At 73.7% G+C, this 23,941-nt stretch carries 19 protein-coding genes; 7 read left to right on the top strand and 12 right to left on the bottom strand.

Annotated features, from left to right (window positions below; translation table 11 throughout):
* Nucleotides 1–2 precede the first annotated feature (2 nt).
* The 3 genes from ACFY1P_RS05375 to ACFY1P_RS05365 are packed head-to-tail and all read left to right on the top strand — an operon-like array spanning nt 3 to nt 1,176.
* Nucleotides 3–155 (top strand): hypothetical protein, encoded by a 153-nt coding sequence (locus tag ACFY1P_RS05375; RefSeq protein ID WP_390749772.1) that lies wholly within the window; start codon nt 3–5, stop codon nt 153–155.
* Nucleotides 152–751: a PRC-barrel domain-containing protein gene (locus ACFY1P_RS05370; protein ID WP_361524557.1), complete on the top strand. Its 600-nt coding sequence runs from the start codon at nt 152–154 to the stop codon at nt 749–751. Before ACFY1P_RS05375 ends, ACFY1P_RS05370 begins: the two co-directional genes overlap by 4 nt.
* Nucleotides 751–1,176, top strand: coding sequence for a PRC-barrel domain-containing protein (locus tag ACFY1P_RS05365; protein ID WP_361524560.1), 426 nt, complete (start codon nt 751–753; stop codon nt 1,174–1,176). Before ACFY1P_RS05370 ends, ACFY1P_RS05365 begins: the two co-directional genes overlap by 1 nt.
* 52 nt (nt 1,177–1,228) lie before the next feature.
* On the opposite strand, the gene ACFY1P_RS05360 is transcribed toward ACFY1P_RS05365, so the two are convergent.
* Entirely contained in the window at nt 1,229–3,574 is a 2,346-nt protein-coding gene (locus ACFY1P_RS05360) for a glycosyl hydrolase family 65 protein (RefSeq protein ID WP_361527024.1), read from the bottom strand.
* A gap of 238 nt (nt 3,575–3,812) precedes the next feature.
* Between ACFY1P_RS05360 and ACFY1P_RS05355 the strand changes: the two genes are divergently transcribed.
* Complete coding sequence (locus ACFY1P_RS05355) at nt 3,813–4,619, top strand: SDR family oxidoreductase (protein WP_361527026.1); 807 nt, start codon at nt 3,813–3,815, stop codon at nt 4,617–4,619.
* Nucleotides 4,620–4,710: 91 nt separating this feature from the next.
* The gene (locus ACFY1P_RS05350; RefSeq protein ID WP_361527028.1) at nt 4,711–5,235 is read left to right on the top strand and encodes a MepB family protein; all 525 of its coding nucleotides are present in this window, start codon (nt 4,711–4,713) and stop codon (nt 5,233–5,235) included.
* A gap of 16 nt (nt 5,236–5,251) precedes the next feature.
* Here ACFY1P_RS05350 and ACFY1P_RS05345 read toward each other — a convergent pair whose 3' ends face one another.
* A complete protein-coding gene (locus ACFY1P_RS05345) occupies nt 5,252–5,785 on the bottom strand; it encodes an EF-hand domain-containing protein (RefSeq protein ID WP_390749771.1) in 534 nt (177 codons plus the stop codon).
* Nucleotides 5,786–6,028: 243 nt separating this feature from the next.
* On the opposite strand from ACFY1P_RS05345, the gene ACFY1P_RS05340 reads away from it, so the two are divergent.
* Both ACFY1P_RS05340 and ACFY1P_RS05335 read left to right on the top strand, forming a co-directional pair.
* Nucleotides 6,029–6,592: a hypothetical protein gene (locus tag ACFY1P_RS05340; protein WP_390749770.1), complete on the top strand. Its 564-nt coding sequence runs from the start codon at nt 6,029–6,031 to the stop codon at nt 6,590–6,592.
* Between the two features lie 68 nt (nt 6,593–6,660).
* Nucleotides 6,661–7,071, top strand: a complete 411-nt coding sequence (locus ACFY1P_RS05335) for a signal peptidase I (RefSeq protein ID WP_390749809.1) — start codon at nt 6,661–6,663, stop codon at nt 7,069–7,071.
* Nucleotides 7,072–7,089: 18 nt separating this feature from the next.
* Here the strand turns inward: ACFY1P_RS05335 and ACFY1P_RS05330 are convergent, their stop codons facing one another.
* The 10 genes from ACFY1P_RS05330 to ACFY1P_RS05285 all read right to left on the bottom strand — a co-directional run bounded on the left by ACFY1P_RS05330 (nt 7,090) and on the right by ACFY1P_RS05285 (nt 23,888).
* The gene (locus tag ACFY1P_RS05330; protein WP_361527036.1) at nt 7,090–7,731 is read right to left on the bottom strand and encodes a helix-turn-helix transcriptional regulator; all 642 of its coding nucleotides are present in this window, start codon (nt 7,729–7,731) and stop codon (nt 7,090–7,092) included.
* A 188-nt stretch (nt 7,732–7,919) separates the two neighbouring features.
* Nucleotides 7,920–8,807 carry a TIGR03621 family F420-dependent LLM class oxidoreductase gene (locus ACFY1P_RS05325; protein ID WP_390749769.1) on the bottom strand — a complete coding sequence of 296 codons (888 nt, stop codon included), beginning with the start codon at nt 8,805–8,807 and terminating at the stop codon, nt 7,920–7,922.
* The gene (locus tag ACFY1P_RS05320) at nt 8,804–11,866 is read right to left on the bottom strand and encodes a condensation domain-containing protein (RefSeq protein ID WP_390749768.1); all 3,063 of its coding nucleotides are present in this window, start codon (nt 11,864–11,866) and stop codon (nt 8,804–8,806) included. Before ACFY1P_RS05320 ends, ACFY1P_RS05325 begins: the two co-directional genes overlap by 4 nt.
* An 18-nt stretch (nt 11,867–11,884) precedes the next feature.
* Nucleotides 11,885–13,483, bottom strand: coding sequence for an amino acid adenylation domain-containing protein (locus ACFY1P_RS05315; RefSeq protein WP_390749767.1), 1,599 nt, complete (start codon nt 13,481–13,483; stop codon nt 11,885–11,887).
* Between the two features lie 30 nt (nt 13,484–13,513).
* Nucleotides 13,514–13,705, bottom strand: a complete 192-nt coding sequence (locus tag ACFY1P_RS05310) for an MbtH family protein (protein ID WP_390749766.1) — start codon at nt 13,703–13,705, stop codon at nt 13,514–13,516.
* Between the two features lie 53 nt (nt 13,706–13,758).
* A complete protein-coding gene (locus tag ACFY1P_RS05305) occupies nt 13,759–14,556 on the bottom strand; it encodes a thioesterase II family protein (RefSeq protein ID WP_390749765.1) in 798 nt (265 codons plus the stop codon).
* The gene (locus ACFY1P_RS05300) at nt 14,553–17,780 is read right to left on the bottom strand and encodes an amino acid adenylation domain-containing protein (RefSeq protein WP_390749764.1); all 3,228 of its coding nucleotides are present in this window, start codon (nt 17,778–17,780) and stop codon (nt 14,553–14,555) included. Before ACFY1P_RS05300 ends, ACFY1P_RS05305 begins: the two co-directional genes overlap by 4 nt.
* Nucleotides 17,777–20,404 (bottom strand): type I polyketide synthase, encoded by a 2,628-nt coding sequence (locus tag ACFY1P_RS05295; RefSeq protein WP_390749763.1) that lies wholly within the window; start codon nt 20,402–20,404, stop codon nt 17,777–17,779. The genes ACFY1P_RS05300 and ACFY1P_RS05295 overlap by 4 nt, the downstream gene beginning before the upstream one ends.
* Nucleotides 20,401–23,607, bottom strand: coding sequence for an amino acid adenylation domain-containing protein (locus ACFY1P_RS05290; RefSeq protein WP_390749762.1), 3,207 nt, complete (start codon nt 23,605–23,607; stop codon nt 20,401–20,403). Before ACFY1P_RS05290 ends, ACFY1P_RS05295 begins: the two co-directional genes overlap by 4 nt.
* Nucleotides 23,604–23,888, bottom strand: coding sequence for a phosphopantetheine-binding protein (locus ACFY1P_RS05285; RefSeq protein WP_361527052.1), 285 nt, complete (start codon nt 23,886–23,888; stop codon nt 23,604–23,606). The genes ACFY1P_RS05290 and ACFY1P_RS05285 overlap by 4 nt, the downstream gene beginning before the upstream one ends.
* Nucleotides 23,889–23,941 lie beyond the last annotated feature (53 nt).

Raw genomic sequence — 23,941 nt, 5'->3', positions numbered from 1 at the left:
TCATGGTCTGGTGGGGGTGGCTGATCGTCGTGGTCGCGGGTCTGCTCGCAGTGGCCGTCGCGACAGCCGGCATACAGGTACGCCGACGGTCCGGCACCGTGATCGCGGTGCAGCGCGGCCGCCGCCGCCCCGGCACCGGGGGAGGTGTGCGGTGAGCGGACCTCTGACCCTGGCCTCCGAGCTCAGCAAGCGCCCGGTGGTGACGCTCGGCGGCGAGGCCGTCGCCCGCGTGAAGGACACCGTCTTCGACGGCCTGGCCGGGCAGATCACCGGCTTCACCCTCAACGGCCTCGGCCTGCTGTCCGGCCCGCTGGCGCAGAGCCTGCCCTGGTCGGGGGTGCACGCCCTGGGCCCGCACGCCGTGATGATCCCGGGCCCCGGGGTCCTGACAGAGCCCGGCGCCGTCGTCGCCTCCGGCGAGGCGGCCCGCGGAGCCGTCCTCGGCGTGCGGGTCCTGACGGACGACGGCAGGGAGGTCGGCAGCGTCCAGGACGTCGTCGTGGAGCGGGACGGCCGCGTCGCCGGATTCCGCGTCGCCGCGGCCGAACCGCTCGACCACCGCCGGCGCAGCCTCTTCGTCCCCCGGGGAGAAGCCCTGGCCGCCTCCGGCCAGGCGCTCGTCGTGCCGTCCGGCGCCTGCTGCTTCACCGCCGACGACCTGCCCAGCTTCACCGCCCAGGTCGAGGTCTTCCGCGCCCGGCAGGCCAAGGCCGCCGGGCACGGGCCGAGTGGAACGGAGGACGTCCGGTGATGCTCTTCTCCCACACCCGCGGCCTGCCCGTCGTCACCGCCGACGAGGCCGTCGAGCTCGGCACCGTGGACGCCCTGACGATCGACACCGACACCAAGTGCGTCGGCCACCTCCTGCTCTCCGGCGCCCGGCACGGCGGGCCCTCCGCCCTGCCCTGGAGCCGGGTCCGGGCCGTCGGTCCGGACGCGGTCATCGTCCACTCCACCGTCACCGTGGGCGGCGACCCCGCTCCGGACCCGGCCGGCAACCGGATCCTGGGCGCCCGCGTCCTGACGGACCTCGGCGAGGAGCACGGCGCCGTCGAGGACATCGCCTTCGACGCCAGGACCGGCCGCATCGGCACCCTCCACACCACCCGTGGCAACGTCCCGGGCGAACGGCTGATCGGGCTCGGCTCGTACGCCCTCGTCGTGGGCGCGGACTGACCGGTCCCCGCCGCCGCTGCCGCATCACGCAGCGGCGGCGGACCGGGCAGGGTCAGCTCCGGCGCACCGGACGCCGGCCCGCCGGCTGGTCCGGCGCCGGGCGGCGGGCCGGCGGGACCACGGGGCGCGTGACGGGCGCCGCGGTGACGGTGAGGAGCCGTCCCGCATGACGGATCTCCAGCGGCTCTCCCGCCACCAGCGTGTACGTGACGGACGCGCCGCACACCTCCACCCGCAGCCGCCGCCCCAGCACCTGCACGGTGAACGCCAGCCGCGTGAGCTTCTCCGGCAGCACGGGCGCGAACTCCAGCACGCCGTCCGCCGCGTGGCGCATGCCGCCGAAGCCCGCGACCAGGGCCATCCACGTCCCCGCCAGCGACGCGATGTGCAGCCCGTCGCGGGTGTTGTTCTCCAGGTCCTCCAGATCCATCAGGGCCGCCTCGCCCACATAGTCGTAGGCGAGGTCCAGATGGCCCACCTCGGCGGCCATGACCGCCTGACAGCACGCGGACAGCGAGGAGTCCCGGACCGTCAGCGGCTCGTAATAGGCGAAGTTGCGGGCCTTCTGCTCCGCGGTGAACGCGTCACCGCGCTTGTACATCGCCAGCACCAGGTCCGCCTGCTTGACCACCTGCTTGCGGTACAGGTCGAAGTAGGGGAAGTGCAGCAACAGCGGGTACTGCTCGGGCCGCGTCCCCGCGAAGTCCCAGACCTGGTGCCCGGTGAACCCCGCCGCCTGCTCGTGCACCCCCAGCTTCTCGTCGTACGGCATGGCCATCGCCGCGGCCGCGTCCCGCCAGGCGGCGCTCTCCTCTTCGTCGGCGCCCAGCGCGGCGGCCGCCTCGGGGTGGCGCCACACCACGTCGGCGGCGGCCCGCAGGTTCTGCTGGGCCATCACGTTGGTGTAGACGTTGTCGTCCGCGACCGCGCTGTACTCGTCGGGCCCCGTCACCCCGTCGAGGTGAAAGGTCCCGTACCGGTCGTGATGACCGAGCGACATCCACAGCCGGGCGGTCTCCACCAGCAGCTCCACCCCCGTCGCCCGCTCGAACTCCTCGTCGCCCGTGGCGGCCACGTACCGCACGACCGCGTCGGCGACATCGGCGTTGATGTGGAACGCGGCGGTACCGGCCGGCCAATAGGCCGAGCACTCCGCCCCGTCGATCGTCCGCCAGGGGAAGGCCGCGCCGCGCAGGCCCAGTTGACCGGCCCGCTCACGGGCGGCCGGCAGCGTGCTCTGCCGCCAGCGCAGCGCCTCGGCCACGGCGCGCGGCGAGGTGTAGGTGAGCAGCGGCAGTACGAACGACTCGGTGTCCCAGAAGGAGTGGCCGTCGTAACCGGAGCCGGTCAGACCCTTCGCGGGGATGGCGCGCTGCTCGGCGCGGGCACCGGCCTGGAGCACGTGGAAGAGGGCGAACCGCACGGCCTGCTGGATCTGCGCGTCGCCGTCCACCTCGACATCGGCCCGCGCCCAGAAGTCGTCCAGGAACGCGCGCTGCTGGGCGACCAGCCCCTCCCAGCCCGTGTCGGCCGCCCCCGCCAGCGCGGCGTCCACCTGATCCCGCACCGCGGGCAGCGAACGCACCCCCGACCAGCCGTAGGCCACCAGCTTCTCCAGCCGCAGCGTCTGCCCGGGTGCCGGCTCGGAGGTGACGGTCAGCCTGCTGACGTTCTCCCCGCTCTCGGCGGCGGTACGGGTCCCCGCCGGGCCCGTCACCAGGTGATCAGCGGCCGCCGCCACCCGCAGGCCGCTCCCGCGGGTACGGTGCACCAGCCGCAGCCGCATGTCCGAGGCGAAGTTCTCCTCCGGCTCCAGCGAGTCGGTGAGCGCCGCGGCGGCCCGTGGGTCGCCGGAGCCGTCCGGGAGCTGCTCGTTGGCGACGAGCTCGGACTGCACGACGACGCGGACCGCGCTGTCCAGCGGCTCCACCTCATAGCGGACGGCGGCTATGGACCGCTGGGTGAAGGAGACCAGCCGCGTGGAGCGCACCCGTATCCTGCACCCGGCGGGGGAGGTCCACTCGCAGGTGCGGTGCAGCAGCCCGGTCCGCAGGTCGAGCGTGCGCTCGTGCGCGTGCAGTCGTCCGTACCGCAGGTCGAACGGCTCGTCGTTCACCAGCAGCCGGATCAGCTTGCCGTTGGTGACGTTGAGGACCGTCTCCCCGGAACCGGGGTAGCCGTACCCCGACTCGGCGTACGGCAGCGGGTGCACCTCGTGCACCCCGTTGAGATAGGTCCCGGGCAGCCCGTGCGGCTCGCCCTCGTCCAGGTTGCCGCGCCAGCCCACATGGCCGTTGGACAGCGAGAACACGGACTCGCTCTGCGGCAGCAGATCCGGATTCAGCCACGTCTCGCGCAGCGCCCACGGCTCGACGGCATAGGAGGAGTGCGTGATCACGCTCGGCCCTCCCGTCCTGCGCCGCCTGCTGATGAGCCGGGCCGGCCGTGCTCCGCGACGATCACTCGGTGCTTTGTCATGAGGAGAGCTTTGCCTCGCGCGGCGGACGCATGCTTGCGGAAGTGGATCGCCCGGTAGCCGGTTCCCGTCCCCGGGGCGGGCGCGGGGCACCCGGCAGCTGTACGGATACGTACGATCGGTACGTCCCGCACGCGATCACCGTACGGAGGTAACGACCATGACGAAGCAGCGCGTTGTCATAGTGACCGGTGGAGGGACCGGCATCGGTGCCGCCACCGCCCGGCTGCTGCGGGCCGACGGGCATCAAGTCGTGGTGTCCGGGCGGCGGGCCGAGCCCTTGCGGCGGGTCGCGGAGGAGACCGGTGCCCTGGCGCACCCCTCCGACACCACCGACCCGGACGGCGTCCGTGGCCTGGTCGAGGCGGCACTCTCCGCCTACGGAAGGCTCGACGGGCTCGTCCTCAACGCCGGTGTCGGGCGCGGCGGGGCCGTCGGTGACCTCTCGGTCGAGGACTGGGAGACGGTCATGAGCACCAATCTCACCGGCCCCTTCCTGACGCTGCGCGCGGCGATGCCGCACCTGCTGGAAGCACGTGGCTCGGTGGTGGCGGTCGCCTCGGTCGCCGCGCTGCGCAACGGGCTCGCCAACGCGGCGTACGCGGCTTCCAAGGCGGCGCTCGTCCAGCTCTGCTCGTCCGTCGCCGTGGACTACGGACCGCGCGGGGTGCGCGCCAACACCGTGTGCCCCGGCTGGGTGCGCAGCGAGATGGCCGACCGGCGGATGACGCGGTTCGCCGAGGAGGCGGAGCTGGGGGAGGGCGGCGCCGAGGCGGCCTACGAGGAGGTGACCCGGCTCAGCCCCGTACGGCGCCCGGGCCGGCCGGAGGAGGTCGCCGAGGCGATCGCCTGGCTGCTCTCCCCGGCGGCTTCCCTGGTCAACGGCGCGACGCTGACGGTCGACGGCGGGGTGACGGCCCTGGACCCGGGGACCGCGGCGTTCGACTTCCGCATCCAGCCGCGCTGAACCGGTCGATCGCCTTCGCGGCACACCTGTGACCCACAGGTGTGCCAACTGGCGTGAAAGGTTCCGCTTGGGTGTCTGCCAGGATGGGAACATGGTGACGACACAGCCGTGGGCAGCCGCCCACCCCGACCTCCTGGCAGCGAAGACACAGGTCTACGACCCGAGCGGGTTCACCTGCTCGCAGCCGGTGCCGGAGGCGGAAAGCGCCGAGTACGCGGCCTGCGCGTTCACCGTGAACGGACGCTCGGCCAGATTCCGGGTGGCCAAAACGACCCCGACGAAGACCGGCCAGTTCGTCACGGTGTGGCAGCGGTCCGCGGCGGGGCCGATCCGGCCCTTCGACATCGACGACGCCGTGGACCTCTTCGTCATCAGCAGCCACGACGCCCACGGGTTCGGGCAGTTCGTGTTCCCCCGGGACGTGCTGTGCGAGCGGAAGATCGTGTCCGGGAACGGCTCCGCCGGAAAGCGCGGGTTCCGCGTCTATCCGCCCTGGGCGACGACGGAGAACCGGCAGGCCCACAGCACACAGGCATGGCAGGTCGAGCACTTCCTCCCCGTCCCCGCGGACGGACCGGTGGACCTGACGCGCGCCAAGGCGCTCTACGGCGCGTAGGCGCTCCGCCCGCCGCTCAGTACAAGGCATCCCCCATGGCGGAGTCGTCGCCGGTGACATAGGAGCGGATCGCCGCCAGGTACTCGGCACGGCCGACGAGGCCGTCGTCATCGGCGTCCAGCGCGTCGAACGCCGCATCGGCATTGCCGGCCCGGTTGCCCAGTGCCTGGCGCAGCATCGTGAATTCCGTCCGGTTCAGGGCGCCGTCCTGGTCGGCGTCGGCGAGGTCGAACAGGGCGCCGAGCGCGTACTGGCAGATGGTGTCGAACTTCTCGGCGTCCACCCATGCCGCGTACTCGTCGTAGGTCATCAAGCCGTCGCCGTTCGCGTCCATCGCGGCCCACGCGCGCTCACCGGTGACGCGAGCGGCGATGACGAGGGGATCGTCGTCCTTGCGCCCGGTCGCCTGCGTCGCACGCTCGATCCGGACGAAGTAGTCGTGCCGGGAGGCGACTCCGTCCCCGTCCGAATCCAGCATCGCGAAGATGCGGCCCTTCGGAGTGGCGAGATCCACGAGGGCTGCCTGCGGCTTGGCATGGGAGAGGGGCATCCGGGGCCTTCCTTGGCGTGTGTGCGGTGTGTGTCCGTGCGCGTTCGGCTCTCTACCCGGTATCTCCAGGGGGCCATGCGGCCGGGGTCGGTTCAACGTGCCACCCGGGGAGGCAGTGACGCAGGCGGCGGCGCTCGACGCGGTGCGCGCGCGGCCGATGCGCTGCGAGAGCTGGTGGGGACCGGCCCCGGATCCGGGTAGGCAGGGGCTGGTTGCGGCGGATGAGTCTGACTGGAGGGTTGCATGGGCGGCGGACGTGGTGCGGCGGTGGCGTTGAGTTCTCTGGTGCTGGTGGGCTCGTCGCTGATCTGGGCCCCGGCCGGGCACGCCCACCCGGGCGGCGGCGAGGGCGGCTTTGTCTGCACGGGCACCAACGAGGCCCGCTACGACCCGCCTCTGACCTTCACGCCCGGGACGGTCCACGTCCAGGGGCGCGCACGGTACACGTGCACCATCGCACCGGGCCGGAACGTACCGGCCGACGGATCCCTCGACGTCACGGCGCCCGAATCGGCCTGCAACGCGCTGACCGGTGCCGGAGGTACCGAGACCGTCCGGTACGCGGACGGCGCCCGATCCCTGATCGTCTACGCCGGCTCCACCACCGCCCGTGTGGCGGGCGTACTCTTCACCACCCTGCACGGGCGGATCGCCCAAGGGCGCGGCGAGGGACTGTCCGCGCGACGCTCCGCGGCCTTGCTGCCAGGCCAACTGCCCACGGATTGCCTCGCCCCAGGCATTCGCGAGAGCAACGGCCAGGTGCAGCTGGAGGCCACCGGCATGACCCGCCCTTCGAACGCGCCGTAGGTGACGCGGTCGGCTCCGGCACACGTGCGCCGTGAAGTCGACTGCTACCTTCCGGTTCCATGGACGACATGGACGACAGCGTGTACGTAGGCAACGCGGGCAAGGACGCGGCACTGGACCGGGGCTGGCTGCTCGGGCACTTCAAGGACGCCGCCGACCCCCGGCACAGTGTGGACGTCGAGATCAAGTGGGGAGTCCACCCGCGGGGCGACGAGCGGGCACGGTGGGTGACCGGCGAGGAGCGTACGGCCCTGCTGGTCCTCATCAGCGGGCGCTTCCGCGTGGAACTGCCCGGCCGCAGCGTCCTGCTCGCGGAGCAGGGCGACTACGTCGTATGGGCGCGGGGCGTCGACCACTCCTGGTACGCGGAGGAGGAGTCCGTCGTGCTGACCGTTCGCTGGCCCTCCGTGCCCGGCTACAAGGTGCCCGGCGAAGCGATACCCGGCGGTCGGCCGCGTCCGCGGCCCCGGACCGCGTGATCCAGGGCCCGGGTTCCGCTAGAGGACGCCGGTGCGGAGCGCGAAGGCCACCGCGTGGGTGCGGTTCCTGAGGTTGTGGCGGGCCACGAGCCGGTGGATCACGCTCTTGACGGTGCGCTCGGAGCAGCCGATCTCTCCCGCCACCTCCTTCGTGCTGAGACCGTCGGCGAGCATCCGGAGCACATCGACCTCCCGGGCTCCCAGGCCCGCGACATTGAGCCCGTGCGGGGTGAGCGCGTTGTCCCTGATCGCCTGGATCTGACCGATCAGGGACTGCTGCAGCCCGTCGTCCGTCGCGTAGCCGCGCACCGCCGCCACGACGGCGCGCACGATGGCGTTGAAGGTGCTCTTCCGCCGGTACAGCAGGCTGACCAGGCCGAGTCCGATCGCGCGCAGCATGGAGTGCTCCGGGAACTCATTGGCGACGAGCACGACGGGCAGCCGGCGCGTCGTGCCCCCGTTCTCGCGGCGCGCGCGGTCCACCCGCGTCAGCGTGTCCCCGGTCACCTCGTTGGCCAGCACCAGCAGTACGTCGGCGGCGCGGCGTGAATCCGAGGGGTGCGGGCTGATCTCTTGGTACGCGGATAAGCGCATGATGGCCCCCTCTTCGGTGATGGGGTCGTCTGCGAGCACGGCGACGGCGATCGGCCTTTTCGGCATGGGCGCGTACGGACACATACCAGCACTCCCGGGCATGCACGGATCAAGTGGTCAGGCCCAACGTAACCCGATGGAATCACTTGTTCCATACACCGAGTGTCAAGTTTTGCCCTGGGGTTATGCGGTTGGCCCCCTTTCTTCCGGCCACTCAAGCGAGATCGCAGGGCCCGGTGTTGACGCCCCGCGGCTCAGTACCCGGCGAGCGACTCGATCACCGGCGCGAATGCGGTCATGGCCGGTTCATGCACGCTGATGTACGAGAAACCGTAGCGATCCCGCCGTTCCAGGAGCTGGGCCGTGATCTCCTTCACGGACCCGATCAGCACCGTGGGGGCGTCCGCGACCTGTCCGGCCGTCAGGTGCGGCATCCGGCGCCGCACTGATTCGACCGCGTCCTTCCGACGGGCCGTCACCATGACCGCCTGGACGAGGATGTTGCGTTCGATCCCGGAGGCCCGGTCACCCGCGGCTGCGGCGAAGCGGGCCACCCGGTCGTCCACCGCCGAGGCGTCCAGCAGTTCCAGCGTGCCCCGCGTCGCGCCGCGCTTGAGCACGGCTCCCGTGAACGCGACGACATCCGCGTGCCGCGCCGCGAGCCGCAGCACCCGGTCGCCGTTGCCGCCGATGAGCACGGGCGGCCGGGACGGTGGCAGGGTATCCCCCAACTCCCTTGGGTGGTCCAGGAGGCGCGTCATCCCGATCACGGTCTCCTCCAGCCGGTCCACCCGGCTCCCGGCCGTACCCCACTCCACGCCGGCCTTGTCGAACTCCGAGCGCACATATCCCGTGCCCAGCCCCACTTCGAGGCGCCGGTCGGTGAGCCGGTCCGTCGTCATGACCTCACGGGCGAGCAGAACCGGATTCCAGAAGGCGCTGTTGAGCACGAAGGTGGCCAGCCGTACGCGCCGGGTCACCGCGGCCGCGGCGACCAGCGCGGGGAACGGAGCCTGCACACCGAGGTGGTCGGGGACGGTGAGCACGTCGTATCCGAGGGATTCCGCGGCACGGCACTTGTCCGTCCATTCCCGGTGCCCCGTCGCCGAATTGAGATTGACACCGAACCGGAATTCTTTCATGAGTCCGCTCGGTTCCTTCCCGCTGACGCATGGGGGTCGAGGACGAATACCGGTTCCGGGAGCAGCGCACCGAACCGGCCGAGGATGCCGGAGAGTTCGTCCGCCAGCCACCCGACGGCCTCGCCGCCGGCCCGGTCGCCGCGATAGGCCACCGACCCTCGTACGGCGCCCGCGTTCTCCGCGAAGGTGATGGTGACCGGGAACTTGCTCGTCTCCGTGCGCCGCGCGACGAAATCCACGGGCGCGATGCCGGCGGTCCCGAGCCGCCCCGACCAGCGGGTCAGGCTGACGCTGTTGAGCAGGACATCCGCGTACGGCGTGTGCCCGGGGGAGCGCGGCGGCCTGAGGCCGCCCACGACGTCCTCGAACGGCGCGGCGCGGTGCTCGAAGGCGGCGACGATGTCCTCCCGCAGCGCCCGCAGCAGGCCGGCGAGCGTCGTCTCCCGGGTGCAGCGGGAGCGCAGCACCAGCGTGTTCAGGCACGGCCCGATCACATCCTGGAAGGCGGCCTCCCCGCGGTCGGCCACGGGGACGCAGAAGGTGAGGTCCGCGAGACCGGTCCACCGGTGCAGGGCCGCGGCGGCCGCGGTCGCCTGGATCATGAAGGCCGAGACCTTCTCCGCGCGCTGTACGGGCAGAAGTCCACGGGCCGTGCCGGGGTCCAGGCACAGCCCGATGTTCCCCCCGGGCTCGGGACGCTCGGGAGCGTCGAGGCCGAGGGAGCTGGGCGCGCCCTCCAACCGACGGCGCCAGTAGGCGAGATCGGCCCATGCCTCGGGCCGTGAGCCCTGGGCGGCGACCAGGTCGCGGTACTGCTGCCGGGGCGCAGGCGGCAAGGGCGCCGCCGATCGGGCCGCCGCGTAACACCGCTCCAGCTCCCGTACGAGGACCGGCACCGACTCACCGTCGAGAACGAGGTGATGGACGCACAGGGAGAGCACGTGGCGGTGCGGCGCCGTCGTGAAGAGCGCGGCCCGCAGCAGCCGTCCGCTCGCCGGGTCAAGGCTCTTCGCCGCGTCGTCCGCCCAGATGCCCGGGCGCCGGTCCGGCTCGGCCGCGGTCGTGAGGTCCTCCCGCTCCAGCTCGGGAGCCCACGGCGGGGCCACCTCCTGGTACAGCCGGCCGTCGAGGCCGAGGAAGCGGGTGCGCAGGATCTCGTGGCGGGAGACCAGCAGGGCGAGCGCCTCGCGCAGTGCCTCCGGGTCCAGGTCGCCGGTCACGTCCCAGGACAGGGGCACGTGGTACGTCGCGTGGGCGGGGTCCAGGCGTTGTGCGAGCCAGATGCTCTCCTGGAAGCCGGAGGCGGGGAACGCCCCCTTGGGCGCCGGGCCGACCGAGGGGGCTCCGGCCGTCACGGGCGGGGGAGCGGCCTGTCCGGCGTCGGCGAGGCGTCGGTCGACGAGGCGTACGAGCTCGCCGAAGCCGGGATGCGCGAAGAGGTCACGCATGGACAGCTCGACCCCGAAGCGCCGGCCGACGCGGGTCAGCAGCGTCGTGGCGAGCAGGGAGTGGCCGCCCACTTCGAAGAAGGAGTCATCGGCCGAGAGCACCGGCACGCCCAGCACACGGTGCCAGATCCCGGCGAGCGCGGCGGCGGTGGGCGAGGCGGGCACGAAGGCCGGGGCGGGCGGCGGTGGCGTGGCGGGCCCGGCGGCGGTCCGTATCGCAGGAGTGGCCACGGGCCGCGCGTCCGGCTCCGGGAGGCCGGGGGCGGGCAGCCGGGCCAGGCCCTCGGCCAGGGTGCGCCCCGGGTGCGCGGCCATGTCGGCCACGACGGCGAGGTGGTCGCGTGCCATCGAGGCGAGCAGATCCGTGCCGAGGGTGCCACCTGGGTCCTTCCACAGCATCCTGCTGCCGCGGCCGTCCTCGACGAGCAGGACGGTGAGCCGGTGGTCCGCCACGTCGGTGAGGTCCAGGAGGGTCAGCTCGCACCCGTCCGTGAGCTCGATCCGGCTCACGTCGGTGCCGCCCTCGACCGGATGCCCGAACTGCACGTACTGGAAGACCGCTTGATGGGTGCGGGCCCGCTCGGCGGGCGCCGACAGGTCCGCCGCCCGCAGGATCGCGGGCAGCGGCAGATCGCCGTGCGCGGTGCCCGCGCGCACCCGCGCGCGCAGGTCGGTGATCAACTGCGCGTAGGTCCGCGTGCCGCGCAGCCGTTGCCGGTACGGAAGGACGTTGACGAAGCAGCCGACCCGGCCGGCGAGGGCGGGATCGGAGCGTCCGTGCCAGGGTGCCGAGACGATGAGGTCGTCGTCGGTGGTGTAGTGGTGCAGAGTCACGAAGAGGGCGGCGAACATGACCGTGAAACGGGTGGCACCCAGCTCCCTGGCCAACACCCTCACCCGCTCGGTGAGTTCCGGTTCGACGGCGCACGGCCACTGGCGGAAGGTGCCCGCCCCGGCCCGTACGGGCAGCGGGCGGGGCTCGGCGGGGCCGGCCAGGGCGGTCCGCCAGTAGGCCCGGAGCGGCTCACCCTCGGCGCCCAGCGCAAGCTCCCACGAGCGCCTGGCGTGGTCGATCACCGGGCCGGGGTCGTCCTGTCCGCCCAGGGGGAGCCCGGCATAGGCGCGGCGCAGCCCTTCGAGGAGCAGGGGTGTCGACCTGCCGTCCAGGACGAGGTGGTGGACGGTGAGCAGCACCACGGTGTGGTCCGGGCCGCGCAGCACCTCCGCACGGGCCAGCGGCCCGCGGCTGAGGTCGAGCGGCCGGACGGCCGCCGCGACGGCCTCGTCGCGGCTCGCGTCGACGGTACGGACCGTGAGGGGCACGGGCTCCGAACCGGCCCAGGTCAGCCGGGTGCCCCGGGGCGTCTCGGTGACGCGGGCCCGCAGGAGGGGGTGCCGCCGGGACAGTTCGGCGACGGCTGCCCGCATGCGTTCCGTGTCCAGCTCCCCCTTGACCTCCAGGGCCAGCGGGACGAGGTGCCCGCGCCCGCCGGGGTCGCGCTGCCAGGAGATCCACATGGCCTCCTGCACGACGGACAGGGGCAGTGCGTCGTGGGGCGCGGGCCAGGGGGCGGCCGGGGCCTTCGGCCGCCGGCCGGTCGGGTCAGCCATGGGTCCTCCAGGCGTGGGTCATGACACCTGCCGGGCGAGTGCGCGCTTGTCGGTCTTGCCCGACGGGGTGAGCGGCAGTTCGGGCACCGGCACGAAGCGGCGGGGCACCATGTGGGCGGGCAGCGTGGCCCTGGCGCGCTCCGCGAGGCGTACGGCCAGGTCGTCGTCCTGGGCGTCCGGAGGGTGCGGGGTGGTGCCGGAGTAGAAGGCCGTGAGCATGCGCTCGCCGACGCGGCTGGTGACCGGCAGGACCACGAGCTCCCGGACGCCTTCGATGGTGCGCAGCGCGGCCTCGATCTCGCCGGTCTCGATCCGGTAGCCGTTGATCTTCACCTGGTCGTCGGCCCGCCCGGCGAACTCCCAGGTGCCGTCCGGCAGGGCCACGGCCAGGTCGCCGCTGCGGTAGTAGCGGCGGGCGGCTCCCGTGCCCGCCGGGTCGAGGAGGGGATAGCGCTCGGCGGTCAGCTCCGGGCGGCCGAGATAGCCGATGGCCAGCTGCTCGCCGGCGAGACAGAGTTCGCCGATCCGCCCCGGCGGTGTGCGCCCGCCCCACTCGTCGAGGAGGGCCACCTCGACGCCGTCGAGCGGACGCCCGATGTTGAGCCCGGGGTCGGGGGCCGTGCGGGCCGGGGTGCCGCCGTCCGGGTCCGGCGATCGGTCGGTCTCGGACTCCGGGAGCCGCCGCCAGGTGGCGAAGACGGTCGTCTCGGTGATGCCGTACATGTTGAAGAACTCGGCACGCCTGCCGTGGACCCGCCGCCAGGCGCGTACCGAGCCGAGGTCCACCGGTTCGCCACCGAAGATCACGTAGCGCAGTGGCAGCTCCGCCCCGCCTCCCGTCTCCTCGGCCCGTGCGACCGCCGACCGGGAGAGGTGGCGGAAGACCGACGGCACCTGATTGAGGACGGTGACGCGCTGCGAGACCACGAGGTCGAGCATCGCGTCGGGCGATGCCGCGACCTCGGCCGGCACCACGACCAGCCGGGCCCCGTGGGAGAGCGCGCCCCACATCTCCCAGACGGAGAAGTCGAAACAGGGGGAGTGGAAGAGCGTCCACACGTCGTCGTCCCGGAGCGCGAACACCTGGTCGCATGCTTCCAGCAGCGCTGTGACGCTCCGGTGGGAGACCACGACGCCCTTGGGGTCGCCGCTCGACCCCGAGGTGTGGATGACATACGCCGGCATGTCCGGGGTGACCGCCACCTGGTCGTGCCTCAGGGGCGGGCACGACCGCAGGGCGTCGTCGACGGTGACCACACTCGCCCCGGGCAGGACGGCACTCGTGTCCCGGTCGGCGACCACCAGGCCGACCGACGCGTCGCGCGCGGTGTACCGCACGCGCTCGCGCGGGTAGGCGGGGTCCAGCGGTACGTAGCAGCATCCCGCCTTCATCACCGCGATCGCGGCGGCCACCACGTCGTTCCCCCGCCGCATGTACAGGCCGATCCGGGTGCCCGGCGCGGGAGCGTGCCGCAGGACGGCGGAGGCCAGGCGGGAGGCCCGCTCGTCGAGTTGGCGGTAGGTCAGGGTCTCCCGGCCGTCCGTCACGGCCCGCGCGTCCGGGGTGCGCGCCGCCTGTTCCTCGAATATCCGGTGAAGACAGAGCTGTGACAACACGTGCAGTGTTCCTCCTCGTAGGGCCGCCGGTCAGGGGCGCAGGCTCAGGGGCCGCAGGTCGGTCCACACCGTGGCGATGTGGGCCAGGCACGCGGACTTGGTGCCCGCAACACCCACCGGCTCCCAGCCGGGAGGGGCCGGACGGTCCGCCGGCCAGACGGAGAACTGGGCCTCGTGATTGCGGACCACGCGGTACTCGCGGTCGTTATCGTCCTCGAACACGGTCAGTACGGTCCTTTCCTGAACGGTCCTCTCCCGCACGATCCGTGCGGTGTTCACGGCCCGCGCCGTCTTCCGGCCTGCTGGGCGGGCGTGAGCGATGCGGGGCTGTCGGGTGCGAGCAGCGCGCCGCGCATCAGCGACAGCATCCGCGGGCCCGCCGGGCCGGTGAGGAAGAAATGGCCGCCGGGAAGGCGCCGGGCGAGGAACGCCTTGCCCGTCCGCGCCTCCCAGGCGTCGAGCTCGGACTCCGTCACCATGGCGTCGGCGCGGCCGCCGAACGCGCTGACGGGGATGTCCAGCGGGGGCCGCTCGCGGTAGGTGTAGGTGAAGTCGAGCTCGAAGTCGGCACGCAGCGCGGGGAGCGCCAGCCGCCGGATCTCCGGCCGTGCCAGCAGCGGCGGGGGCGTGCCGCCGATCCGGCCGAGGAAGGCGAGCAGTTCGTCGTCCGGCAGATCGTGGCAGGAGACCCGCGCGCTCCCCAGCTGGGGTGCCTTGTGTGCCGCCACGAACAGGGCGGCCGGCGCATCGCCGGTCAGGTGCCGCAGCCGGGCGGCCACTTCGTACGCGACGAGCGCGCCGAGGCTGTGGCCGAAGAGGGCCAGGGGGCGGTCGCACTCGGCGCGCAGCGCCTCGGCCAGGGCGTCGGCCAGCGGCTCCATGCGGCGGAAGGGGGCCTCGCGCAGCCGCCCGCCCCGGCCCGGCAGCCGCACCGCGCAGACCTCCACCGACTCCGGGAACGCCGTCGACCACGGGTGGAAGAGGGACGCCGGGCTCCCCGCACCGGGCAGGCACACCAGGCGCACCCGCGCGCCGGGGCGCGGCGGGAAGCGCAGCAGCCAGGGGTTCTTCACCGGGTCTCCCGGTCTTCGGGCGGCACCGCGGTCAGCTTCACGTGGGCCGCGAGCTCGCCGACCGTGGGGTGGTGGAAGAGGTCGCCGACGCGCAACGACAGCCCGGCCTCGCGGGCCCGGTGGACCACCTGGATGCTCTTGAGGGAGTCACCGCCGATGGTGAAGAAGTCCTCGGTGACACCGGTCCGGGGGCGGCCGAGCACCTGGGACCAGATGCGCGCGAGCGTCCTCTCCACCTCGTCCGCGGGCTCGGCACCGCCCGGTGCGGCAGCCGGCGCGGGCGCGGGCAGCGCCGCCCGGTCGACCTTGCCGCTCGCGTTGAGCGGCAGGCGCGGCAGGACGACGAGGTGCGCCGGGACCATGAACCCGGGCAGCCGGTCGCGCAGATGGCCGCGCAGGACGGTGACGAGGGCGTCCGGGTCCCCGGCCTCGTGCCCCACGACGTAGGCGGCGAGCTCCGCCCCCGCGGCCACCACGACCGCCTCGCGCACGCCGGGGTGGGCGCGGAGAACGTTCTCGATCTCACCCGGTTCGATCCGCATGCCCCGGATCTTGACCTGGTGGTCGTCGCGGCCGAGGAAGTCGAGGCTGCCGTCGGGGCGCCGGCGCACCAGGTCGCCGGTGCGGTAGAGGCGCGCGCCGGGCACCCGGCCGTACGGGTGGGGGACGAACCTGTCGGCTGTCAGCGCCGGTTGTCCCAGATAGCCGCGGGCCAGCACCGGCCCGCCGAGGTACAGCTCGCCGGGCACACCCACCGGGGACGGCCGCAGCTCACCGTCGAGCACGTACACCTCGGCGCCGGGGACCGGGCGCCCGATGGGGACCCGGGCGTCCGCCACGTCGGCGCCGGCCGGTGGCCGGCACTCCCACTCGGTGACCTCGATCGACGCCTCGGTCGGCCCGTACGCGTTGAACAGCCGGGCGGGCAGGCGGGACAGACAGCGGTCCCGGGTCGGCACGGGCAGCTCCTCGCCGCTGCACAGCACCCGCCGCAGTGACGCGCAGCGGTCCAGGCCGGGCTCTTCGAGGAACGCCGCGAGCATCGGCGGCACGAAGTGGACGGTGGTCACCCGCTCCCGCTCGATGACGTCGACGAGGTAGGCGGGGTCGCGGTGCCCGCCAGGAGCGGCCACGACGAGCGTGGCCCCGGCCGTGAGCGGCCACAGCAGCTCCCACAGCGACACGTCGAAGGTGCAGGGGGTCTTGTGCAGGACGCGGTCGGAGGGCTCCAGGCCGTGCGTGTCCTGGAGGCAGCGGATCCGGTTGGCCAGGCCCCGGTGCGGGACGCCGACCGCCTTCGGCGTGCCGGTGGAACCGGAAGTGTGCATGACGTAGGCGAGGCGGTCGGGCCCTACCCGGCAGGTGGCCGACGGTATGCCGGGCCAGGGCTCCTCGGCCCGGGGCTCTTCCTCCGCCCAGGGCTCCTCGGCCCAGGGCTCCTCCGCCCAGGGGAAGGAGTCCACACAGGTGACCGGCACACCGGCGGCCGCGAAAAGGGGAGCCAGCGCGTCCGTGGTGAGGACGTGGACGGCACCCGCCGCGCGGAGCAGGTCCACCAGCCGGGCCGAGGGGTCCTCGGGCGACAGGGGCAGATACGCGCCCCCGGCGGCCATCACCGCGAGGGCCGACGTGACCAGGCCGGTGCCGCGTGGCAGACAGACGGCGACCGGGGTGTCCGGTGCGGCGCCGTGCTCCAGCAGATGCCGCGCCAACTGGACTGTCCTGCCCGCGAGTTCCGCGTAGCTGAGCCGTTCTCCTTCGAAGGTCACGGCCGTGGCCCGGGGCGTGCGCCGCGCCTGCCGGTCGAACGCCTCGTGCACCGGGCCCTCCCACGGGTGTTCCGGTGCGCTCCGGCTCCACCGTCGCAGCAGCAGGTCGGTCTCCTCCTCGTCGGTCAGGGAGAACCGGGACAGCCGGGTGCGGGGGGCCTTCAGCGCGGTGTGCAGCACGTGCCGGTACTGCCGGGCGAGACGCTGGACGGTCGCGTCGTCGAAGAGCTCCGTGCGGTAGCGGAAGAAGCAGTCGGCCCCTTCGCCCCGCGGCCGGATCTCCAGCCACAGATCCGTGAAGGTCGTGCGTGGGCTCACCGGGAAGATGTCCGTCGTCAGCCCGGCCGGCGCGGGCGCGGTCAGCGGCTGTTGCAGGGCGAACATCACCTGGAACAGCGGGTCGTGGCTCCTCGCGCGCTCGGGGGCGAGCTCCGTCACGATGCGTTCCAGCGGGACGTCCTGACGGGGCAGGGCCTCCAGCGTGCCACGGCGCACCCGCGCCAGCAGCTCCTCGAAGGCGGGGTCTCCGGACAGGTCGATCCGCAGCGGCAGCGTGTTGACGAACATGCCGATCAGCGCCGCGAGTTCGGGCCGCGCCCGCCCGGCGCCCGGGCTCCCGACGACCAGGTCCCGGGCGCCCGACAGGCGCGAGAGCTGAACGGCGAACGCGGACAGCAGCACCATGAAGGGCGTCGCCCTGTGCTGCCGCGCGGCGGCCCGTACCGCCTGCCAGGTCCTCGGGCCCAGCGTCATGGTGTGCGACGCGCCGTCGAAGCCCTGCACGGCGGGGCGGGGGAGGGTGGTGGGGAGCTCCAGCAGCGCCGGTGCCCCTCGCAGCCGGGTGCGCCAGTAGGCGAGGGCACCCTGGGCCTCGGCGCCCGCGAGCTCCCGGCGCCGGCGCACCGCGTGCTCGCCGAACTGCATCGGGAGCGGGGCAAGAGCGGCGGCGCGGCCCTCCTTGTGCGCCGCGTACAGCTCGGAGAACTCCGCGAAGAGCCGGTCCATGGACCAGCCGTCGCACACGGTGTGGTGGCAGATCACGGCCAGTACGTGGTCCTCGTCACCCAGACGCAGCACCGCGGCCCTGATCAGAGGGCCGCGGCCGAGGTCGAAGGCGCGCTCGGTCTCCGCCTCGACGAGGGCGCGGGCCCGCCCGACGCGCTCCGCCACCGGCTCCGGCGTCAGATCGGTGACCGGCACGGCGAGGGGGAGCGCGGGGCGCACATGCTGGCGGGGCTCCCCTCCCTCGTCCGCCCGGAACACCGTGCGCAGCACCTCGTGCCGCTCCACGACGCCGTCCAGCGACGCACGCAGGGCTTTGAGGTCGAGCGGCCCGCGCAGCCGCAGGGCCGCCACCAGGTTGTAGGCGCCGTTGCCCGGATCGAGCTGGTCCAGGAACCACAGGCGCCGCTGGGCGTGGGAGGCGGGCAGCGCCTCGGGCCTCGGGACCGTCATGAGGACTCCCGCGCACCGCTGTCCGGGCCCGCCGTGGCCCGCAGATCCTCCACGACGCGGGCGAGCGCGGTGACCGTGGGCGCTTCGAAGACGTCCTCAAGAGGCATCGCCACCGCGAACGCGTCCTCGACGAGGGCGACGAGCTGCACGGCCGCGAGGGAGTCACCGCCGTGCTCGAAGAAGTCCGGATCGGTGACGTCCTCCCCGATGCCGAGGACCTGGCGGAAGAGCACGCGCAGGGTCGCCTCCACCGGACCGTGCGCCGCGGGCGCCGGATCCGCAGCGGGCGGCGTGGCGGTGACGGGCTCGGGCCGGACCAGATGGGTGCGCCGCTCGAACGGGTATGTGGGCAGCGGCACCCGGCGCCGGTCCGTTCCGTCGTGGAGCCGGTCCCAGGCGATCGACGCCCCGCTCCGCCACGCCTGCCCCACGGCGTCGAGCAGCGGCGCGCGCCCCAACTCCAGGAGGAGCCGGCTGTCGTCCAACTGCCCTTGCCGCTCGCCCTCGTTCATGAGGCTCTCCAAGAAGTCGTGCGGTGTCACCCGCGCGCCCGTGACCGCGTGCGTCCAGGGAATCGAGGGGGTGCGCCACTCGGCCGCCCCGACCACTTCCCGCAGCGCGTCCGGCCCCCGGTCCAGCGCGGCGGCGATGCGCAGCGCGTCGGCGAGCGGCAACGCGCCCGCCACACCTGCCGCCACGCACGCGCCCACGCCGTGCCCCATGACGGCGGCCGGGGTCACGCCCCAGTCCATGAGCGAGCGGGCGCACGCGTACGCGACGACGAAGCGCGCCACAGGGCCCGGTCCCGTGTCGGCGTCCGTGGTCAGCAGACGCCGTAGGTCGCGGTCGGCGGGAGCGTCCAGCGCACGGCAGCAGTCGTCGGCGGCGGCCCGGAAGGCAGGGAAGGACGCGTACGCCGTGCGGGCGGAGCCCGCCTGCCCTGTGCCGGGAAACGTGCTCGGGGACGAGCCTGGGCACGTGCCTGGGCACGTGCCTGGGATTGTGCCTGGGAACGAGAAGACGACCGGCCGTTCGTCAGCCGGTCGCGCGGCGCCGTCCGGTGCCGACAGCGCGGCGAGCGCCTCCTCCCGGTCGGAGCAGACGGCGTACCTGCGGTGTGCGAACGCGTGCCGCCCGAGCTGGAGGGTCCGGGCCACGGCGTCCAGCGGCAGGTCCGGATGCCGCCGCAAGTGCCCGGCCAGCCGCTCGGCCATCGCCTCCAGCGCCGTGGGCGTCCGGGCCGACAGGACGAGCAACTGCTCGGCGGGGGCGGGCGGTCGCGCGGCCGCGACCGGACCCGGCGCCTCCTCCAGCACCACGTGCGCGTTGGTGCCGCCGATGCCGAACGAGCTGACCCCGGCCCGCCGCGGAAGCCTGCCGGTCTCCCACTTCCGCGTCCGCGTGACCACACCGAACGGCGTCGAAGCGAAGTCGATCCGCGGGTTCGGCCCGGCGAAGTGCAAGGTGGCCGGGAGCGTACGCTCCTCCAGCGCCAGCACCGTCTTGATCAGCCCCGCGACACCCGCGGCCGTGTCGGTGTGCCCGACGTTCGTCTTGACCGAGCCCAGCGCCACGGTCTCCTCGGCCGCGCGCCCGTCGCGGAACGCCTCCGTCAGCGCGGTGACCTCGATGGGGTCGCCCACCGGGGTCCCCGTTCCGTGCGCCTCGACGTAGGAGATGTCACCCGGCGACACCCCGGCGGCGAGGTGCGCCAGGCGGATGACCTCCGCCTGGCCCCGCACACCGGGAGCGGTGTAACCCGCGCGGTCGCGCCCGTCGTTGTTCACGGCCGAGCCACGGATCACCGCGTGCACGTGATCGCCTTCCTCGACCGCGTCCCGCAGGCGGCGCAGCACGACGATCCCGGCGCCGTCCCCGGCCACGATGCCCCGCGCGTCCGAGGAGAACGTGCGGCAGTACCCGTCGGGCGACATCGTCCCGCCCTCCCGGTACGCGTAGCCCGACAGCGGAACGCGCAGGGTGACACCGCCGGCCAGCGCCGTGTCGCACTCGCCCGCGAGCAGCGCCCGGCCCGCCTCGTGCACCGCGACCAGCGAGGTCGAGCACGCGGTCATGACCGCGACGCTCGGGCCGGTCAGGCCGAGGGTGTACGAGACGCGGGTGCACAGGTGCTCGGGGTCGTCGGCGAGGCTGACGGCGAGGTCGTCCACGCCCGGGAAGCGGTCGGGCCGGGACCGCACCACCGAGGCGTAGCCGTTGCGCCCCGCCCCCGCGTACAGCCCCGTCGTGCCCGGGACCGCGCGCGGGTCGTAGCCCGCGCGCTCCAGCGCCTCCCACGCGCATTCCAGGAAGACCCGGTGCTGCGGATTGAGCAGGGCCGCGTCGCGGCCGGAGACGCCGAAGAACTCCGCGTCGAAGTCACCGATGTCCGCGACGACTCCGTGCCGGCGTACGTAGTGCGGGTCCTTCAGCCGCGCCGGGTCCTCGCCCCACTCCCGGAGTTCGTCCTCGGTCAGGGTCCGTACGCCGTCGACGCCGGACACCACGTTGTGCCAGAACTCCTCGGGTGTCGTGGCACCGGGGAAGCGGCAGGCCATGCCGATGACGGCGATGCGGGTGTCGTCGTCCTCGTCGAAGGCGTCGTCGATGTGCTCGGTGGTCACTGTTGTCCAGCCCTTCCCTGAGAAGTCCGCGCCCGCATCGCCGCCAGCCGGTTCGTGCCGCGCCGGCGGCGCAGCGCGGCACGGTCCGCGTCGGCGTCACGCGGGCCCGGAGCCTGGCTCCCGGCGCCGGCCAGCCGACGGGCCAGGGCGGCGACGGTGGGGTACGCGTAGAGGTCGGCGATCCTCACGGCGCCGCCCAGTCCGGCGGCGAGCCGGTCCCGTACCGCCGCCAGGAGCAGCGAATGCCCGCCCACGTCGAAGAAGTTGTCCTCGGTCCCGAAGGACTCGTGGCCCAGCGCCCGCGCCCACGCCTCGGCGACCGTGCGCTCCAGCGGTGTCGCCGGGAGCCGTCGGCCCGTGGCCGGTGGGGTCAGCTCCCTGGCGTCCTGGGCGAGAGCCGTGCGGTCGGTCTTCCCGTTGGCGGTGAGCGGCACCGACGGCAGGACGAAGTACCCGCGCGGACGCATGTGGCGCGGCAGGTGCCGGGCCGCGTGGCCGTGCAGGCCGGTGAGGCCGGTGGTGTCCCCTTCGGCGGGCACGACATAGGCGAGGATTTCCGTCTCCCCGGCGACCACGACCGCTTCACGTACGCCGGGGTGGGCACGCAACGCGTTCTCGATCTCGGCGGGTTCGACGCGGATGCCCCGGACCTTGACCTGGTCGTCGTCGCGGCCGAGGAAGTCGAGGCTCCCGTCGGTGCGCCGGCGGACCAGGTCACCGGTGCGGTAGAGGCGCGCGCCGGGTGTGCGGCCGTACGGGTGGGGGACGAACCGGTCGGCGGTCAGCGCGGGTTGCCCCAGGTATCCGCGGGCCAGTCCCGCCCCGCCGAGATAGAGCTCGCCCGGCACACCCACGGGTACGGGCCGGAGCTCGGCGTCGAGGATGTGCGCCTCGGTCCCGGCGATCGGCTGCCCGATGCCGGGCAGGGCCTCGTGCGGCGCGACCGTTCCGGACGTGGCGACGACCGTGGTCTCCGTGAGGCCGTAGTTGTTGACCAGGCGGAAGGGCAGTGGGTGCCCGCCCGGCGCGTGCAGCCGGTCGCCGCCCGTCAACACCACGCGCAGCGCGGAGCCGGCGGGCCAGAGGGTGTCGGCCATCCGTTCCAGCAGCGGAGTGGGCAGGAAGGCGACCGTGATCCGCTGCTCGGCCAGCCACGAGCGCAGGCCGGCCGGGGACAGGACCGTCTCCGCGTCGGGCACCTCCACGGTGGCGCCTGCGGACAGCGCCGACCAGATCTCCCACACGGACGCGTCGAAACCGGGGGCGGCCACGAGCGTGGTGCGGTCGCCCGGCCCGAGGCCGAACTCGTCCCGGTGCCAGGTCACCAGGTTCGCGAGCGCCTGGTGCCCGACCAGCACCCCCTTGGGCCGCCCGGTCGAGCCGGAGGTGTGGATGACGTACGCGAGGTCGTCGGGGCCGGTGGCCCGGGTGTGCGGGGCCCGGGTGTGCCGGAGACCGCCGAGCGTCTCCACGCGCCCGCCCTCCAGGACCGCCAGGTGCTCCCGGTCCGCCAGTGTGAGCAGGGGGCGCGCCTCGGCGAGTACGGCGTTCAGCCGGGACGGGGGGTGGGCCGGATCGAGCGGGACGAAGGCCGCGCCGCTCTTGAGGACGGCCAGCTGCGCGGTCACCAGGTCCGCGCCGCGGGGCAGGCAGGTCGCAACGAGGCTCCCCGGCCCCGCGCCCGCCGCGCGCAGCCCGGCCGCGACCTGCCCGGCCGCGCGGTCGAGCGCGGCGTACGTCAGGGTGCTGTCGGGGGTCCGTACCGCGACCGCGTCGGGCTGGGCGCGGGCGTGGCGCTCGAAGAGCCGGTCCACGCGCTCGCGTACGACCTCCACCGGCCCGGCCGGGGCGGCCAGCAGCATCCGCTCCTCGTCGGCCCCGAGCACGGGCAGCCGCGACACAGGCGTGTCGGGCGCGTCGAGGGCCGTGGACAGCAGGCGGACGTACCGGTGGCCGATCAACTCGGCGCTGCGGTCGTCGAAGAGGTCGCTCTGGTAGCCCACCCAGCCCTCGGCCCGCTGACCGCTCCAGGCCAGGTGCAGGGCGAGTTCGTATTTGGCGGTCAGGGCCGGCAGCGGGACCGGGGCGGAGTCGAGTCCCGGAAGGAGCGCGTCCGTGCCCGCGGGCGGCAGGTCCTCGTAGGTGACCACGGTCTGGAAGAGCGGGTGGCGTGCGGTGGAGCGGTCCGGCTGGAGCTCCTCGACCAGCAGCTGGAACGGCAGATCCTGGTACTCGTGGCCCGCGAGGAAGGCGTCACGCACCTGGTGCATGAGCGCGGCGAAGGTGGTGTCCGGTGTGCAGCGGACGTGCAGCGGCAGCATGTTGACGAACAGCCCGACGGTGGCCTCGACTTCCATCTCGGTGCGGCCGCTGACGGGCACGCCGATGACCAGGTCGGCCGAGGAGGTCAGCCGGGACAGCAGGGCCGCGTAGGCGCTCAGCAGGGTGAGGAAGCGGGTGACGCGGTAGCGGGAGGCGACGGCGTCGACCTGCCGCGCGAGCCCCTCCGGTATCGGGAAGGGGCGGCTGCCCCCGTCGAACGCCGGCGTCGCGGGGTGCGGCCGGTCGACCGGCAGCGGCAGGGCGAGCCGGGCGCCGGCGAGTTCGGCGCGCCAGTGGTCCAGCGCCTCGCGGCGGCGCGGCCCGGCGAGGAGCCGGCGCTCGGCGGCGACGTGATCCCGGTACGTGCGGGCCGGGGCGGGGAGCGGATCGACGCCGTCGGTCAGCATGGCGCCGTAGAGGGCGGACAGCTCCCGGTCCAGGACGCCCATGGACCAGCCGTCGACCGCGATGTGGTGGAAGGCGAGGACCAGCGCGTGATCGTCGTCGGCGAGGCGTACGAGCTCCGCCCGGAACACCGGCCCGTTCACCAGGTCGAACGGTGCCAGCGCGGCACGGGCCACCGCGTCGGCCGTGGCCCGCTCGCGCGTCCGGGCCGGAGAGCCGCTCAGGTCGGTCAGGGTGAGCGGCACCGCTCCCTCGGGCGCGATCCGCAGGACGGGCGCGCCGTTCACGGTCGGGAACGTGGCGCGCAGCGCGTCGTGCCGTGCCATCAGCTGGTCGAGGGCCCCTCGCAGGGCGCGCACGTCCAGCTCGCCGCGCAGACGGGTGGCCTTGGGGACGTTGTACTCGCTGCCGTCCGGCCGTAACTGCCACAGGAACCACAGGCGTTGCTGTGCCGACGACAGCGGGCCGTCGCTCATTCCGGCGCCCCGCCCGCGGTGGCGCCCCGGTGCACCACGAGGTCCGTGAGGCCGTCGACGGTGGGCCGCTCGAAGAAGTCCGCCATCGTGATCTCGACGTGCAGTGTCCTCGCCATGCGGGCGATGACCTGCGAGGCCGTGAGCGAGTGGCCGCCGAGCTCGAAGAAGTTGTCGTCGGTGCCGAGGTCCTCCAGACGGAGGACCTCTCCCCAGATCCGGCCGATCGCCTGCCGCGTGCCGTCGCGCGTGAGCTGATGCCGTGGCTCGGCCTCGGAAACCATGATCGCAGGACCCCTTCCGGCTCTGGAGGACGGGGAGGCCTCCCGGCGTCATG

The sequence above is a fragment of the Streptomyces sp. NPDC001407 genome (assembly GCF_042895325.1).
Lineage (GTDB): Bacteria > Actinomycetota > Actinomycetes > Streptomycetales > Streptomycetaceae > Streptomyces.
Note: the sequence above shows the minus strand (reverse complement) of the source record. Positions and strands in the feature narration are given on the sequence as shown.